We start from the raw sequence: 16,724 nt of genomic DNA on the forward strand, positions 1-16,724 counted from the left end.
ATAACCGGAATTCGGGAGCGGTTTCCATGGAACACAAGCGACTGAAAAAACCGGACCGAGAGCGCTCCCTGTCCGGTTTTTTCAAATTTTTCTTTTTCCCTGTCTACTGTGATGAAGACGCTTCTCGTGAGGGGAATATCACATCATCTCCCTGACGAACAACAACCGGGTCTCATTCAAAGTAATCAAACTCCATTGAATCGGTATCAAGAATGTCACATGATCCCACCCGTCATGTTCCCATAACCCGAGTGATGGATGAAAAGACGAGGAATGGATGATTGGACAATCGAGGATGATTTCACTTCAATCAGATCGATCTCGTAAGGAACAAATTTAACGGAATAGAGACGGAATGGGGATTTGGAAAATTGGATTTGAAAAGTAGCATGGTAACAGGGGGGGTTGGTTGGATTTTGTGATTGGACTGATTGTTCTGGGGGTCGTACTTGCCTCGTTTATCTGGTTGATCAAGTCGGAATCGCCCACCAAGAAAACCAAGGATGATCAAGGGGCTTATATAGACAAACAAGGGCACAACCAGAAAGATTCCGTCGTGATGCCTCGGAATCCATCGGGCACTTTTCCAGACTTGCATGGCCCGCTGGCATCAGAAAATCAAGAAGCAATACACGCATGTCCTGGTGAATCTTTCTTCCTTTAGCACAGCAATCACTCATTTGTACAGTCGTAAATCAATAAAACCGCTTGCCCCACTACAAAAAAACCTCCTCAATGAGGAGGCCTACAAGAGGGTCAACGTGTTAGTTGGGTCAAACAAACGAAGAGCCCAAACGGATTGGGATTGGCCGAGAAAACATAGAAAAAAGCCCCTATAGGAACGGATTTGTAAATGTTGCTTTTGTGGCAAATCGATTAAAGACGACAACAGGAAGATAGGTGGCAACTGGCAATGAGATTGATTTTCATCAATGATTTTAAAGGAACTTGGCGGGAATGACATAGTTAAAATCTCTTCGCTATCCACTCGTTGGTGTCAAACACTAAAACAAGTTATTATTTGAGCAATCTGATTATTTGTTTAAAATGGTCACCTTCTGCAATTTCCATTAATTCAAATAGAGCGGTTTGGACACTAGTCCATGTAATACCGGCCGATTTAATTTTCTCAAGCCCGATTTCTTTGTTAGCTAAGGGAGTCCTACTTTGCATTTGAACCGGTGGCACAGTCATAAGATGATCCGAATGAATGTTGTATGGAGCTGGGAACAGGATGAAGCCGCCCGAAAGAAATAGAAGAAAACGGTCCCTATGTACCGGGGGCCGTCTTTTTTGATACGTCCAGTGGTCCGAATCCTGTTGATGATCCGATCGTGACTTTTCAACAGATTTCTGAGATGGTCGTTTGTCAGTAACAAGGACAGAAGAAACCGATGAGGCCAACAATGAAACCACTTCGTATGCGTATGACAAGGAAGATAAGGTGACCAAAGTCACCTACGACAGCGGCAATACCACCGAGTATACTTATGACAAAAACAACAACGTAACGGAAAACCAGATCACGGTAGGAACCACGACGGTCACTCAAGGGATGAGTTACGATTCCCTCGATCATTTGACAAAGATCGCTGAAAACGGGAAGGACCAAACTCAATTCACGTACAACGAAAACAACCGGGTGGCCAGCCAGAAAAATGCCGATGGCACGAGCACGCTCTACCGTTATAATGGAGCCGGGGACATTGTGGAGGTCACGATATTAGACTCGAACGGAGAGAAACTGGAGCACTACGAGTATGCCTATGACGACCATGGGAACATCACCTCGGTCCAAACCCCGGACGGTACCGTTCAGTATACGTATAATTCAATGGATCAGTTGACGAAGGAAACCCATCCCGACGGAACCGTCTATGAATATACGTATGATGCAACCGGAAACCGGACCTCCATGAAGGTCACCGAAGACGGGAGCACCACGACCACCGATTACAGCTACGATGACGCCAACCAGTTGACCTCGGTGGACGGTACTTCCTATCAGCATGACAAAAACGGAAATCTGACCGACGACGGAGAGCATACGTATGTGTACAATGCGGACAACCGTCTCGTGGAAGTCAAGGATGCCAACGGGGATACCGTCGTATCCTACACCTATCGGTCGGATGGCATGCGCAAGACGAAAACGACCAGCTCCGGCACGATCACTTTTCACTATGACGAGAACAAAAACGTCATCTATGAGACCGATGACAGCAACCAGATCATTGCGCACTACACGTACGACCATCACAACCTTCCGGTCAGTATGACCCGGAACGGAGAGACCTACTACTATCAAAAGAACGGTCATGGCGATGTCGTAGCGCTAACGGACAGCTCCGGTTCCGTGGTGGCAACATACGAATACGATGCTTTCGGAAATGTCATCGATGAAACGGGCAGTGTAGAGAACCCCTACCGTTATGCAGGGTATCGGTATGACACGGAGATCGATATGTATTACCTGCAAAATCGGTACTACAACCCGGAGACGGGACGGTTCCTGACACGGGATTCACACGAAGGAGACAAGGATAACCCCTTAACGAAGAATAAGTACACCTATGTGGAAAACAATCCGGTCATGAAATGGGATCCGACGGGGGAACACTCCGATTTTTCGATTTATGCGTATATCGTAGGTCTAATTACTGCTTTAGGTGGTGGGGCAGTTTGTTTCTGGTTAGGCCCGACTCTATTTTTAGCTGTTTTATGTGCCGGATTATGGTTTAACGCTTGGTTTATATATAACTATTTTATCTATTACTATTGGTAAAAATATTTCCCAGGCGAGGAATCACAAGGTTATATTCCTTGCCTGTATTTCCCTTTTTATGGAGGTGTTTCCTATAAACATCACCTTACGACCCGCAACCCCAGATGATTTTGAATTTGTTTTTCGCCTTAATGAAACCAACATGCGCTTTTATGTAGAAAAAATGCGTGGGTGGAACGAGGAAATTGAACGGAAGGATATGAAAGGAAAATTTCACCCTGGACATGATCAAATTATATTAGTAAATGGAGAACGAGGAGGAATATTTGGTGTAGAGGAGAGACCCAATAGTTACTTCCTTCAACATATCGAACTTCTTCCTCAATTCCAAGGAAAAGGGATTGGTAGTAAATTGATTTGTAGGCTTATTAGTAAAGCCCGAAAGAGAAATGTGCCTGTTAGTTTAACTGTCCTTAAACAGAATCCTGCAATTCGTCTATACAAACGACTTGGATTTTCAGTCACAGGAGAAACAGAAATCAAGTACGAGATGACCGTGTGGCCAAACCCGGCTCCTTAGCGTACAGGATGCCGGATTTTTTACGGCCGTTGATCGCTTTAACGTACAATTTTCTTTTTTCGGTCCCGGTGACCCCTGACAGACGAAAAAAAACCCTCAGAAAGCCTCTCATTGGCGCTGAGGGGGTTTTTCATGCTCTGTTTGAGATTAATCTGATCAAGAGATACGAGATGACAGGAAGCCATAACAACGAATACATCAGCACAAGCAGAATGCGTTGGCCGACTCCGAGGGGTTTCCATGCACGCGCTTGTAGGGCTTCAATACGCTCATCGCCTTGAGAGAGGCGCAGTTGAACATGCACGGCATAGCCAAGGACGAAGAACAGGCCGATGAGCCAATAGGTGAGGATGAGCATATAAGAACCTCCGTCAACCAGAAAAGCCGTGCGCAAAGGCACGACTTTCCCGGGTAAGGTAGATATCGAATCAGGAGTTGATCACACACATTGATTATAACACATTTTTATAAAAAAAGGTTGGACTCTTCGTATGTGTATGGTATTATTTTTTCTTCTCCTTTTGTTAAGTTATCGCTTCTGTTGAAGTGTCGCCAACCTCTCTTTGCAAAAACCCTCTTTCCTTGCGCAGTCACAGGAGACCCCCTTTGCTTGATACCTGCGCAGGGAATCGGAGGGTTTTTATCCGGAAACGGACTAATAACCAACCTGTCTTACGAATGTATTTATTACTGACAACCTCTCACTACTCTACCTACTCTAATGAGCCTCGTTCTGAGGCTTCTTTTTTTCGCTGAATACCTATCCCCTTGCGACAGAAGAAAAAGCCCTCCACGGGCTTCCTACGGGCGCACCACAGGCACTTCCTTCGGGCGCTCATAACGCAGATCGAGTCCGAGAGCGCGTCTCGCCAATCTTCGTCAGCTTGCCTCCTCGAATCAAGTCTCCGGGGAGGGATAGCGTTGTTTCACGGTTAAATCAATGCCGGCCGCAAGGTACGCATCCCTGGCCAACGCTGAGCAGATGAACTCGTTGGGATCGGTTTTGTAGACCCACATGGGATCCCGCCAGCAATTTATAAAAAGTGGTTAAGATCGGAAATCGACTGAAACGTGGCTGATCACATACGCTAAGAATCGTTCTGCGATGAAAATTTCAAGGGATGAAGAGCGTTTATCCAGTATTTCCGGTCTGTTCCGTCCCGATCTTCATCGTAGAATCCATATTCTGCGATGAAATACCCCTTAGCGTACAGGATCAACAAAATGCCGGCGGGACCCCTAGAGATCCCCGTGCTTTCCATAGCGATATGGGTGACTTCCTTGGACTCCAACCAACGTAACAGATCGTACAGATCCCAGTCTTCCTCGAAAATATTTGAATTTTATGTTACCATTAAATGTGCAATTCACCCATACACAGAATGATTATGAAAGGTGGCGATAGAAATGAAGATGACATTCCCCGTTCGACCTCATGCTGACCGGTTGGAATTCACGATATGGGAGGAATCACATGAGCGCCACCAAGAAAGAGATATTGCTGGACCAGATGGCCGCTTGCCACAATGATTTGAGTTGGTTCCCGACGTTCACGGATGCGGTGAAGGGGCTGACACCCGGGCAAGCCGCTTGGCGGAGCCACCCGTCGTCGCATTCTATTTGGGAATTGGTGCAACACCTGATCTATTGGAACGAGAAGTGGATGAGTTATTTCCTGGATAAAGAAACCTTTGTCAGCATCGGAAAGAACAATGACAAGACCTTCGGCGACCCCGATGTTGAAGTGAACGAAGAGCGCTGGAACGCCGCCGTCCAACGATTGGAAGCGGTGTACACCGAATGGCGAAACGTGCTGCATGAGTACCCTGAATCAAAATTCGAAACGCAAGTGCCCGGTTACCACGACGAAGCTCCATGGTGGGGGGTCCTCTCCAACCTTTGCACCCACAATGCCTATCATATCGGGCAAATTGTGTTGATCCGGAAACTTCAGGAGCAGGGAACGGAGTAGGTTACCCGATCAAGACGGACCGTCGGTCTTGGTTTGCCACGGTCGAATGTCCGGCAGTGGAACAGGCCGACAAATAAGTCGAAGGACAGATATTCTTTTAGCATATATACTTCTTGTACCCCCTCTTTTTGGGGGGGGTTTTTATTATTCAGCACACCCGTACAACATTAAATGAGGTGCAGCTTCCCTTTGGGACTCCTAGAAACTCAATTGGCCGGCTCTCCTATCCTGTCTTCCGCTAAGATTGCCAGCACGACATGATCCTCCCATGTTCCGTTGACTTTTACGTTCTTTCGCGCAACTCCCTCTTTTACAAACCCCAGTTTTTCCAGTTCGCGGATGGACCTGGATTCCAGTGCATCACACCGGCTTCAATCCGGTGAAGTCCGAGATCAGCCGTTTTCAGGGCCATCCATACCAGCAAGGCCATGCATAAGTGCAATGTTTTCCTCACATGATTTCTAGGGAGGCTATCAGGAGAAGAACTATACTCTGGACATTGCTTTGCAAACGCGGAATTACCTTTTGAACAACTACTACGTCAACGTTTTAATGACCCGGACCACTGACACATACGTTAGCTTGGCGGATCGAGTGGCTTTGGCCAACAGCAATGGCGCGGATTATTTTGTCTCTATTCACATTAACGCTGGCGGCGGCACAGGATTTGAGAGCTATATTTACGACGGCACAGTTTCCAGCAATACGATCAATTGGCGACAAATCCTTCACGACACCATTATGAGTCGGATCGGCAGTGCATGGAATGTCAGCGACCGTGGGAAAAAACGAGCTAATTTCTACGTCTTACGGGAAACGGCGATGCCCGCGGTACTCACCGAAAACCTGTTTATTGATACGTCTCAGGATCTCAGCAAGCTGAACAATCCCTCTTTCATCTCCACCTTGGCCCAAGCCCATGCAGATGGTATTGCCCAAGCGCTGTCCTTACCGGCAAAGTTAGCGGTGAAAAATTAAACACTTACCACCACTTTGACCAAATGCACCCAAAAAAGTTGGGTCACTACGAATAAAGAAATAGACACTTCTCCTAACCCCTTTTTGGTTTTTTTTTTTTTGAAATAAACTAAAAACACAGGAACCCTCCCCGCACCTCCGCTGGTCCTTTCTTTTGGTCTTATCTGTACGTATTTTCCATACCGTGCTATTCTGGATGGAACAGTGGCAACGACTGAACGGAGCAACAATCCGCGACCCTGGGAGAGGGGACCGGTTGCTTCGATGTGGGGGAAGGCTGGCCATGCATCAGACACAATCTTTCAAAGAAAAGAGTTTTTTATTTATCAAGATCTTGTGGCCGATTCTGGTGACACAAGTCGGTTTGTATACCATGAAACTGTTTGACACCATGATGTCGGGGCAGGCAGGAGCGGATGATCTCGCCGGCGTGGCGATTGCAACGAGTCTGTGGATACTGGTTTTTCACGGCATCAATGGCATACTCATGGCGGTTACACCGATTGTCTCCCAGTTGATCGGCGGCGGCAAACATCGCGACATCGCCGAGTCGGTGACGCAAGCCCTGTATTTGTCGATGCTGCTCGCTGTCACCGTTGTGGCTGCCGGGGTGTTGTTTTTGGAACCGATCCTTTCGGTGATGCATCTGGAAACTTCCGTCCATCACATCGCGAAGCATTATTTGATCGGAGTGTCCTTTGGCATCATCCCCTTGTTTGCCGCAAATGTGCTGCGCTACTTTTTTGATGCTCAAGGGTACACCAGGATCATGATGACCATCATGTCGATGGTGATGCCATTCAACATTGCTTTGAATTATGTGCTGATATTCGGCAAGTTCGGCTTTCCGCGAATGGGGGGCATTGGCGCCGGATACGCGACGGGTGTCACCTATTGGCTCATCCTGATCATCAGTGTGGTGATCACTTTTCGCGTCAAAGCGATGCGTGAGCACAGGCTGTTTGTCAAATGGTTTTCTCCTTCCGTCAAGGCCTGGAAGGAACAACTGGCGATCGGTGTGCCGATGGGGCTCTCGATCTTTTTTGAAGTGAGCATTTTTACCGTGGTCACTCTGTTGATCGGCACGATGTTTTCCACAGAAACCATCGCCGCGCATCAGGCGGCTTACAATTTCACTTCGCTGTTATTTATGATGCCCTTGAGCATTTCGATGGCGTTGACGATCCTGGTGGGATTTGAGCTGGGCGCAAAGCGGTTTGCGGATGCGAAGCAATACAGCCGCTTGGGCGTTATCGCGGCCATGGGGTTGATGGCGGTTGTTTCGATTTTCCTGTTTGTGTTCCGCGAGGAGATTGCTCGTCTATATACCGACAATCCGGAAGTAATCGCGTTGTTGAAACAGTTTTTGATCTTCGCGATTTTTTATCAGATTTCGGATGCGGCTCAGGTATCCCTGCAAGGGGTGTTGCGCGGCTACAAAGACGTGACCGTTCCCTTTGTCACTGCCCTTATCTCGTATTGGCTCATCGGCATGCCCGCCGGGTATGGCTTGGCATCCTTCACCGGATTGGGTCCTTTCGGCTTCTGGTTGGGCATTACCATCGGCTTGACGGGTGCTGCAATCGGATTTTTCCTTCGGTTGTTCATCATCCAAAAAAGGAGGACGGCCAACCTCTCCAACATGGCGATTCGTGATGCAGCGGAAACCCTTTAGAGAGAAACGACGTTTGAAACCGTGCATTCTGAATGGAGAAGGGGCGTAACATGTACGATATCAAACGATTGAGCGAATGTAAGCTGTCCGACATGGTTCAGTTGTGAGGATCAAAGAGCAAAAAGACCGGTTTTGGAAAGAATGGAGAACAGGAGTCGATGATGTGGAGGAGGCTGGTTTGACCGTGCCGAAAAGGTATGGGGGGTTCCATTTTCTAAGGAGTGTGGTAGCATGCGGTACAGAACCCTTCTGTGCCTGTTGGTCGTCACCGTGATGGTGACCGGATGTTCCGGAACGAAAGGGGCTTTCCCGGAGAAAAAGAACAACGGCAACCGGGAGTCCGTGCAAGTCAACCCGTTTACGGGGGAAAAGGCACCAAAAACGGGGTCGGGTCCTCCTTTCATGGTCATGGTGAACAATCATCCCAAAGCACGCCCCCAGACGGGGTTAAATCGAGCCGGATTGGTGGTGGAGGTGTTAGCCGAAGGGGAAATCACCCGGCTGGCAGCCTTCTATTATGGAAACAGGGAAGGAACGGTGGGACCGGTCCGGAGTACCCGTCCCTACTATCTCGACCTGGCTGAAGGACCCAAAGCGGTGGTGGTCCATGCGGGGGGCTCTCCCGCCGCCTTGAGAAGGATCCGGGACGAAAACCTTCCCAGCCTGGACGGCATCCATGGGGACGGAGCCTATTTCCGCCGGGAACAATCCCGCCGCTCTCCCCACAACCTTTACACGGATCTGACTCAGCTCCGAAAGGGAGCGAACAAGAAAGGGTTTACAAATTCAAGTCTCACGGGCCCCTATCGATTTGAGGAAAAGGAACCAAAAACAAAAGGCGCTTCCGCAACCCACATTGGTTTAAAGTACCATCGCCTGTACGAGGCCGGTTACCGTTTTGACCGGGAGACCGGGAGATATATCCGCTATACCCAAGGAAACCGACAGACAGACTTAAAAACAGGGAAGCCGCTTTCCATGAACAATGTCTTGGTGATCCGGGCTCCCCACCGGGTGATCGATTCGTCCGGCAGAAGGGAAGTGGATCTGAACCAAGGCGGCGAAGGGGTGCTGTTCCGGGACGGAAAAGCGTTTACCGTCCGTTGGGAAAACAGGGAGGGCTGGATCGTCCCTTCCATCGACGGAAAGACGGTTCCGTTTCATCCGGGTCGCACATGGATCCAGGTGCTGCCTGAGAACGGAGAGTTATCTTACCGCCCATAGCAGGAAAATCGCCAGTCCCGACGAATTTCTGCTTTAAATAAATAAAGCGGATGCTGGGGAAAAGGGGTGAAAAAATGCAACTGAACAAACTGCGACAAAAAGAAGTCAACAACTTGTTCGCCGCTATTCTGACTTTGGAAACCATCGAGGAATGTTACCGGTTCTTTGACGATCTTTGCACCGTCGGGGAGATCAAATCACTGGCACAGCGTCTCGAAGTGGCACGTATGTTGAAGGCAGGTTACACCTACAACCGGATTGAAGCAGACACCGGTGCCAGCACCGCCACCATATCCCGGGTGAAACGTTGCCTTCACTACGGGACGGATGGTTATTCCCTGGCGTTGGACCGTCTGGAAGCGAACAAGCACCAACAGGAACAAACCGAAAAAAAGTAAAGCCGCCGTGGATCTTCCGGCGGTTTTTTTGCGGATCCGGAGTGACGGGTGAAGTTTTCCGGTGGGATCTGCTCCAGTCCTTGGGGAACGGCTGATTGCTCCCTGTCGGATGGGACAAAAACATAACCGGCCCGGTAACCATGAATTGCAAAGATTAAGAAAACTCAAAATATATCGCGGATCCTATAAGAGGGAGATCAGGCATGGTTGAATCTTCCATGGTCGGGACTCGGAAAGTGATCCCCTCCCTCGGATTATTCCATCTGAAAAAAGGAGATCGGAAAAAAATGATTGGACAGGGTAATACCGCTGAGATTTATCCGTGGGGCGATCACCGGGTGGTCAAGCTGTTCCGCGGGGGAAATCATTTCTCTTCGATCCAACGGGAGCTGGCTGTCAGCCGGGAGGTGGAATTTCTGGGACTCCCGGTCCCCAAAGTTTACGGAAGAGCGCAATTACGGGGGAGAACGGGGATTTTGTATGAGCGGATCACCGGTCCCGCCATGACCCTGGAGATGTCCCGCCATCCGGATCAACTTGATTCCTTTGCTTCGACATTGGCTCAATTGCACCACCAGATCCACCAGAAGGAAGGGAGCCGACTCGATTCGCAAAAAGAGGATTTAAAGAGAGAGATCCGGAAAACGGATCGGCTTCCGGTAAAAACGAGGGATGCGGTGATCCGTCATCTGGAACGGCTTCCCGAAGGAGACCGGCTCTGTCACTGCGACTTTCATCCGGACAACATCCTCATGTCCGCCGAAGGACCGGTGGTGATCGACTGGATGATCGGAAGCCGGGGGGCTCCCGCCGCCGATATCGCACGGACCGCACTGATCCTCCGGGATGCGTCCCTTCCCCCCGGGATGGAGTTTTTTCAACCGTTGCGCACAGAGTTCCGCCGGGAATATCTGAAGGCTTATTTCCGTCTTTCCCCCCTTTCCAAAGAAGAAATCAAAGCATGGGAAGTTCCCCTTGCAGCCGCACGTCTCAATGAAAAGATTCCGGAGGACGAAAAAGCCCGGTTGTTGTCACGGGTGGAAAGAGAGGTGGAAACCTTTCGCTGAAGGGTCGTCCCCGTCCCGACTGCCGCCCTTGGAGGTTGTTGCCGGAGGCGGCGTTCTTCTATTTTCGGCCTCAAGCAAAACCGTGGAAAAACAGGATAAAGAGCACCAGACCGAAAAAGACTTCGAAGGCGGCGGGCACGGCCAACAGCATCCCGAGTAAGACGGTTATCCAGAGACGAGGTCGGGGGGAAGAGTGGCGATAGGTCAGAACCCCCGCCGCCACCATCAAGAACCCGAGCGGCACGATCAGGAGAATACCGAAGGCCTTAACCCAGTGGAAAAACGGTTCGCGGCCGGCAGCATCGACGGGTCCGTTAAAGATTTGATATCGCTCTGTTAACCACATGTATCCGGTCCAAAAAACAGAGATGCACAATGCATAATATCCGATCCCCATCCCCATCCATTTCTTCAAAGGAATTCACCCCCCCCTTTGCCGTCAAACGGCTCATTTCCCTATCCTATGCGGCGTATTTCCCGGGATGATCGAGCCGGCGGGGGTTCCTTTTTCCCTGTTTTCCCGTCGTGTATAATGGTTCTGAACAGAAGGTCCGGTGTGGGAGTGGATAGGATGGAGGAACGGATGAACAGCTGGCGTCACGTTTTCAAACTGGATCCCAACCGCACGTTGTCCGACCGGGGGTTGGAGACGATCTGCAACTCCGGAACCGACGCCGTGATCGTCGGCGGCACGGACGGTATTACATATGAGAACTCCCGGCGCCTGATCGAGCGCATACGGGCATACCCGGTGGAATGCTTGCAGGAGATCTCCGACGAAGAAGCGGTGGTCTTCGGGGTGGACGGCTACCTCATTCCCGTGGTCCTGAATGCGGGCTCCCTCCGCTGGGTGCTGGAGGCACAACACCGGGCGATTCGGAAGTACGGCGATTGGATTCCTTGGGAAAAGGTGGCCGCTGTCGGATATGTGGTCCTGAACGCCCAGTCGAAGGTGGCCCGTCTGACGGAAAGCCGGACCGGAGCGGATCCCGCTGACATCAAAGCCTATGCCCGGTTGGCGGAAAATTTGTTCCGTATTCCCGCTGTCTATCTGGAATACAGCGGCACCTTCGGAGATGAGACGGCGGTCCGGGCAGCCCGTGAAGGGGTGGAACGATCCCATCTTCTCTACGGCGGGGGCATCACCCGGGAAGAAGAGGCCCGAAGGATGGCCCGGTGGGCCGATACGGTGGTGGTCGGCAATCTGGTGTATGAAAACGTTGAAGCAGCGGCGGAGACCGTACGCTGGGTCAAAGAAACGGTCAAGGAAGATCAAACCTGAAAACGGTAAATGTGCGGATATGGACTTGGTTCCAAGACTGTTGATGACCCATTCATTGAGTATTGAAAAGGATTCGTGTTCTGCCATAGCGAGACCGGGAGCGAAGCGACCGAAGCGAGACTTGTGCTCCGTGAGTGCATAGCGAGACCGGGAGCGAAGCGACCCAGGCGAGACTTGTGCTTCCTTGGAATCGTTGTGAAAAAGGGAGCGGCAGCATTTACCCAAAGCCGCTATTTTGGATAAACGCTTCCCCTTTAACCCGAAACGAATATGAAAGCACAATGCTTCTGGAAGCGTTGTGAAAAAAGGCGCGGCAGCATTTACCCAACAGCCGTTCCGGCTGGGTTGCCGTGGCAAAACACGATCCGCTGACCCAATATACGGTGGATCAACACAACCTGACTTTGTTCCCTGATCTTGCAATCGGAAAGGTGCGGATGATGTTGTCACAAACCTGGACAAACGGTTCTCTCCTTGAGGGGTTGAACCCCGACCAGAAAAAAGCAGTGGAAACAACGGAAGGGCCGCTTTTGATCGTGGCCGGAGCGGGGAGCGGCAAGACGAGGGTGTTAACCAACCGGGTGGCCTGGCTCCTGTCGGAAAAAAGGGTCCATCCGTGGAACATTCTGGCCATCACCTTCACCAACAAAGCGGCCAGGGAGATGAAAGAGAGGATCCACCAGTTGGCGGGTCCGGAAGCGGAAGAGATTTGGATCTCCACCTTCCACTCCATGTGCGTCCGGATCCTTCGCCGGGACATCGAACGGATCGGCTTCCACCGCAATTTCACCATTTTGGACAGTTCCGATCAGCTGACGGTGATGAAACAAATCCTGAAAGAGATGGATTTGGATCCGAAGCAGTTTCCGCCCCGGGGCTTGCTGAACAAGATCAGCAATGCCAAAAATCAGCTTCTGACTCCCCGGGATCTGAAGGAGCAAGCTCAGAACTACATGGACGGGATTGCCGCCCGGGTCTACGAAGCTTACCAGGATAAACTCCGGACGAACCAGTCCCTCGACTTCGATGACTTACTCCTGGAGACGGTCCGGCTGTTTCAGGAGATTCCCGAGGTGCTCGATTATTACCAGCGGAAGTTCCGGTATATTCACGTGGATGAGTACCAAGACACCAACCGGGTTCAGTACGTTCTGGTGCGGATGTTGGCCGAACGGCACCGGAATCTGTGTGTGGTGGGGGACTCCGATCAGTCGATTTACCGCTTTCGCGGGGCGGATATCACCAACATCCTTCACTTCGAGCGGGATTATCCCGATGCCGAGGTGATCAAACTGGAACAAAACTACCGCTCCACCCAAACGATTCTCAATGCGGCCAATGAAGTGATCGCCCACAATACGGAACGGAAACCGAAGGACCTGTGGACGCATAATGAGGAAGGCGAACGGGTGCAACTCTTTGAAGGGGAAAATGAACACGAGGAAGCTTATTTTGTCGCCGATACCATTGTAAAAGAGAGGAAACAAGGGAAGGATTATAATGATTTTGCGGTACTCTACCGCACCAACGCTCAATCCCGCGTCATGGAAGAGGTGCTGATGAAATCCAATATTCCCTACCGCATGGTGGGGGGGTTGAAGTTCTATGAACGGAAGGAGATCAAAGATCTCCTGGCTTACCTCCGGTTGATCGTCAATCCCGACGACGACCTCAGTCTCCGCCGGGTGATCAATGTGCCGAGACGGGGCATCGGGGCGGCCACGGTGGATAAGATTGCGGGCTTTGCAGGAGAACAGGAGATCTCCATGTACCGTGCGCTTCTGGAAGTGGAGGAAATCGGTTTGTCCCGGCGGTTTATCCGTCCCTTGACCGCTTTTACCGGCTTGGTCCGGGATTTGAATGCCATGTTGGAATATCTTTCGGCCAGTGAGTTGACCGAGGAAGTGCTGGAACGTTCCGGGTACCGGGAAGAACTGAAGAAAGAAGACACGGTGGAGGCGGCGAGCCGCCTGGAGAACATCGACGAGTTTCTGTCGGTCACCCGGGAGTTTGAAGAGAAGAATGAAGATAAATCCCTGGTTTCTTTCCTGACGGAGTTGGCCTTGATCTCTGATGTGGATACCCTGGAAGACGGGGATGGCGAAGGAGAAGATGCCGTCACCCTGATGACGCTTCATTCCGCCAAGGGGTTGGAGTTTCCGCAGGTCTTCCTGACGGGGCTGGAGGACGGAATCTTTCCTCACAATCGGACACTGGATGACCCGGAAGAATTGGAAGAAGAGCGGCGTCTGGCCTATGTGGGTATCACACGGGCGCAGAAAAAACTGTATCTTACCCGGGCGCGGACGCGGATGCTGTTCGGACAGACCCAGGCCAACCCCCCGTCGACCTTCCTTCGGGAGATCCCCGAACAACTGGTGGAACCGGTCATGAAGACTTCGGTGACTCAGAAGAAACCCCTTTTGCGACAGGGACCGGTGCGTCCTGCGTCCGATCCGGAGACGAATTGGAAGGTTGGCGACAAGGTGAGCCACAAGAAGTGGGGGGTCGGAACCGTGGTCAAAGTTCAGGGGGAAGGGGCGGATACGGAACTCAACATTGCTTTTCCCGCTCCGACCGGCGTCAAAAGACTGCTGGCCCAGTTTGCCCCCATCACCAAGGTGTGAACGGGTTTGAATCGGGAGGGAGGAACGAGCGGAGTGGATCGAAAAGAAGCGGAAAAGCGGCTCAAAGAACTGCGGGATGAACTCAACGAACACAACTATCGCTATCACGTCCTGGACCGCCCGGTCATCAGTGATGCCGAATACGACCGTTTGATGCGGGAACTGATCGAGCTGGAGGAGGAGTACCCGAACCTGGTCACCCCTGATTCCCCGAGCCAACGAATCGGGGGGGAGCCGCTCCCGTATTTTGAAAAAGTGCGGCACCCCGTTCCGATGTTGAGCCTCGACAATGCGTTCAACCTGGAAGATTTGCGGGAATTCGATCGGCGAATCCGCCGGCTGACCGGAGTGGAGACGGTGGATTATGTTTGCGAGTTGAAAATCGACGGGTTGGCGGTTTCCATCCGGTATGAAGAGGGGCTGATGGTGCGGGGTGCCACCCGTGGGGACGGAACCACCGGGGAAAATATCACGCAAAACCTGAAGACGATCCGTTCCCTTCCTTTGCGCCTGCGGGAACCGGTGACTCTGGAGGTGCGGGGCGAGGCTTTTATGCCCAAAAAGGAATTTGAACGGATCAACCGGCAGAAAGAGGAACGGGGCGAAACCCTTTTCGCCAATCCCCGGAATGCCGCCGCGGGCTCCCTCAGACAATTGGATCCCAAACTGGCCGCCGAACGCGCCTTGGATATTTTCCTCTACGGGATCGGGGAAATCCACGGGATGCCGGTACCACCCACCCATACCGAATCCTTGGACCTTCTGACCCGTCTGGGACTCAAAGTGAACCCGAACCGGGTGACCGTCAAGGGGATCGACGATGTGGGGGACTTCGTGGATTACTGGCGGGAGCACCGGCTGGAGCTGGGCTTTGAGATCGACGGAATCGTGATCAAAGTCGATGATCTGGAACTGCGGGAGAAACTGGGCACCACCGCCAAAAGTCCCCGCTGGGCGATCGCTTACAAATTTCCCGCGGAAGAAAGCGTCACCGTTCTTCGGGATATCGAAATCAATGTGGGGCGAACCGGGGCCGTCACTCCCACGGCCATCCTGGACCCTGTCACCCTGGCGGGGACGACGGTGAAACGCGCGTCGCTTCATAACGAGGATATCATACGGGAAAAAGGGATCATGCTCGGGGATCACGTGATCGTGAAGAAAGCGGGAGACATCATTCCGGAAGTGGTGGGGGTGCTTGAAGATCACCGCACCGGGGACGAAAAACCCTATCAAATGCCGACAAAATGCCCCGAATGCGAAAGCCGGCTCGTGAGGCTGGAAGGAGAAGCGGCTCTCCGCTGCATCAACCCCCAGTGTCCGGCCCAAACCCGGGAAGGGATTATTCACTTCGTTTCCCGGGGGGCGATGAACATTGAGGGTCTGGGAGAAAAAGTGGTGACACAACTCTTCAACGCCGGTCTGGTTCGAGGTCCGGCGGACCTTTACGACCTGACAGAAGAGGATCTTCTCCCGCTGGAACGCATGGGGAAGAAATCGGTGGAGAATTTGCTGTCCGCCATTGAAGAAAGCAAGGGAAACTCCGTCGAAAAGTTGATCTTCGGTCTGGGGATCCGTTTCGTCGGTTCCAAGGGAGCCCGGATTCTGGCCCGTCATTTCGGCGACATCCACGGGGTGATGGAAGCTGACAGGGAAGAACTGGAGGCCATCGACGAGATCGGACCCAAGATGGCTGAAAGCATCGTCACCTATTTTGACAAACCCGAAGTGAAAGAGACGATCCGTCGCCTGGAAGAGGCCGGGGTGAATATGAAATATAAGGGTCCCTCGACCGACAACCTCCGGGTATCGGAAAGTCCTTTTGCCGGAAAGACAGTGGTTCTGACCGGCACGCTGGCGGAGATGTCCCGGAAAGAGGCTGCGGCCCGGATCGAAGAGCGGGGCGGCAAGGTGACCGGCAGCATCAGCAAAAACACCGATTATCTGATCGCCGGAGAAAAAGCGGGCTCCAAATTGAAAAAAGCCCGGGAACTGGGTGTGGAAGTGTTGGAAGAGAACCGGTTTCTGGAGATGTTGGACGAATAGTGCCAGAAGCGTTGTGAAAAAGGGAGCGGCCGCATTTACCCAAAGCCGCTCCGGCTGCACTCACAGAGCACAAGTCTCGCCTGGGTCGCTTCACTCCCGGTCTCGCTATGCACTCACAGAGCACAAGTCTCGCCTGGGTCGCTTCACTCC

14 protein-coding genes and 1 pseudogene are annotated in these 16,724 nt (G+C 51.7%); 12 read left to right on the plus strand and 3 right to left on the minus strand.

Annotation, left to right across the window (positions count from 1 at the left end; genetic code table 11):
- Window positions 1-409 precede the first annotated feature (409 nt).
- From C8P63_RS17910 to C8P63_RS17920, 3 genes are all read left to right on the plus strand, one after another.
- Window positions 410-664, plus strand: a complete 255-nt coding sequence (locus C8P63_RS17910) for a hypothetical protein (RefSeq protein ID WP_108026572.1) — start codon at window positions 410-412, stop codon at window positions 662-664.
- Between the two features lie 702 nt (window positions 665-1,366).
- Window positions 1,367-2,785, plus strand: a complete 1,419-nt coding sequence (locus C8P63_RS17915; protein WP_108026575.1) for an RHS repeat domain-containing protein — start codon at window positions 1,367-1,369, stop codon at window positions 2,783-2,785.
- A complete protein-coding gene (locus tag C8P63_RS17920) occupies window positions 2,724-3,305 on the plus strand; it encodes a GNAT family N-acetyltransferase (RefSeq protein ID WP_146172210.1) in 582 nt (193 codons plus the stop codon). Before C8P63_RS17915 ends, C8P63_RS17920 begins: the two co-directional genes overlap by 62 nt.
- 130 nt (window positions 3,306-3,435) lie before the next feature.
- On the opposite strand, the gene C8P63_RS17925 is transcribed toward C8P63_RS17920, so the two are convergent.
- Complete coding sequence (locus C8P63_RS17925; RefSeq protein ID WP_108026581.1) at window positions 3,436-3,663, minus strand: hypothetical protein; 228 nt, start codon at window positions 3,661-3,663, stop codon at window positions 3,436-3,438.
- A 1,116-nt stretch (window positions 3,664-4,779) separates the two neighbouring features.
- On the opposite strand from C8P63_RS17925, the gene C8P63_RS17935 reads away from it, so the two are divergent.
- Window positions 4,780-5,277: a DinB family protein gene (locus C8P63_RS17935; RefSeq protein ID WP_170109749.1), complete on the plus strand. Its 498-nt coding sequence runs from the start codon at window positions 4,780-4,782 to the stop codon at window positions 5,275-5,277.
- 206 nt (window positions 5,278-5,483) lie between these two features.
- Here C8P63_RS17935 and C8P63_RS19660 read toward each other — a convergent pair.
- A pseudogene (locus tag C8P63_RS19660) lies at window positions 5,484-5,671 on the minus strand (GNAT family N-acetyltransferase); the annotation flags it as partial.
- 131 nt (window positions 5,672-5,802) lie between these two features.
- On the opposite strand from C8P63_RS19660, the gene C8P63_RS17945 reads away from it, so the two are divergent.
- The 5 genes from C8P63_RS17945 to C8P63_RS17965 all read left to right on the plus strand — a co-directional run bounded on the left by C8P63_RS17945 (window position 5,803) and on the right by C8P63_RS17965 (window position 10,619).
- Window positions 5,803-6,255: an N-acetylmuramoyl-L-alanine amidase family protein gene (locus C8P63_RS17945; protein WP_245921025.1), complete on the plus strand. Its 453-nt coding sequence runs from the start codon at window positions 5,803-5,805 to the stop codon at window positions 6,253-6,255.
- Window positions 6,256-6,538: 283 nt separating this feature from the next.
- Window positions 6,539-7,930: an MATE family efflux transporter gene (locus C8P63_RS17950; protein WP_108026593.1), complete on the plus strand. Its 1,392-nt coding sequence runs from the start codon at window positions 6,539-6,541 to the stop codon at window positions 7,928-7,930.
- A gap of 231 nt (window positions 7,931-8,161) precedes the next feature.
- Entirely contained in the window at window positions 8,162-9,154 is a 993-nt protein-coding gene (locus C8P63_RS17955) for a DUF3048 domain-containing protein (protein ID WP_108026596.1), read from the plus strand.
- 74 nt (window positions 9,155-9,228) lie between these two features.
- Window positions 9,229-9,552: a YerC/YecD family TrpR-related protein gene (locus C8P63_RS17960; RefSeq protein ID WP_108026599.1), complete on the plus strand. Its 324-nt coding sequence runs from the start codon at window positions 9,229-9,231 to the stop codon at window positions 9,550-9,552.
- Between the two features lie 203 nt (window positions 9,553-9,755).
- The gene (locus C8P63_RS17965; protein ID WP_108026602.1) at window positions 9,756-10,619 is read left to right on the plus strand and encodes a phosphotransferase family protein; all 864 of its coding nucleotides are present in this window, start codon (window positions 9,756-9,758) and stop codon (window positions 10,617-10,619) included.
- 70 nt (window positions 10,620-10,689) lie between these two features.
- On the opposite strand, the gene C8P63_RS17970 is transcribed toward C8P63_RS17965, so the two are convergent.
- Window positions 10,690-11,034, minus strand: coding sequence for a hypothetical protein (locus C8P63_RS17970; protein ID WP_108026605.1), 345 nt, complete (start codon window positions 11,032-11,034; stop codon window positions 10,690-10,692).
- A 156-nt stretch (window positions 11,035-11,190) separates the two neighbouring features.
- On the opposite strand from C8P63_RS17970, the gene pcrB reads away from it, so the two are divergent.
- The 3 genes from pcrB to ligA all read left to right on the plus strand — a co-directional run bounded on the left by pcrB (window position 11,191) and on the right by ligA (window position 16,574).
- Window positions 11,191-11,901 carry a heptaprenylglyceryl phosphate synthase gene (gene pcrB, locus C8P63_RS17975; protein WP_108026608.1) on the plus strand — a complete coding sequence of 237 codons (711 nt, stop codon included), beginning with the start codon at window positions 11,191-11,193 and terminating at the stop codon, window positions 11,899-11,901.
- Window positions 11,902-12,341: 440 nt separating this feature from the next.
- Window positions 12,342-14,528, plus strand: a complete 2,187-nt coding sequence (pcrA, locus tag C8P63_RS17980; RefSeq protein WP_108026611.1) for a DNA helicase PcrA — start codon at window positions 12,342-12,344, stop codon at window positions 14,526-14,528.
- 33 nt (window positions 14,529-14,561) lie between these two features.
- Window positions 14,562-16,574 (plus strand): NAD-dependent DNA ligase LigA, encoded by a 2,013-nt coding sequence (ligA, locus tag C8P63_RS17985; RefSeq protein ID WP_108026613.1) that lies wholly within the window; start codon window positions 14,562-14,564, stop codon window positions 16,572-16,574.
- Window positions 16,575-16,724: the final 150 nt, after the last annotated feature.

The organism is Melghirimyces profundicolus, assembly GCF_003054245.1.
GTDB lineage: Bacteria > Bacillota > Bacilli > Thermoactinomycetales > DSM-45169 > Melghirimyces > Melghirimyces profundicolus.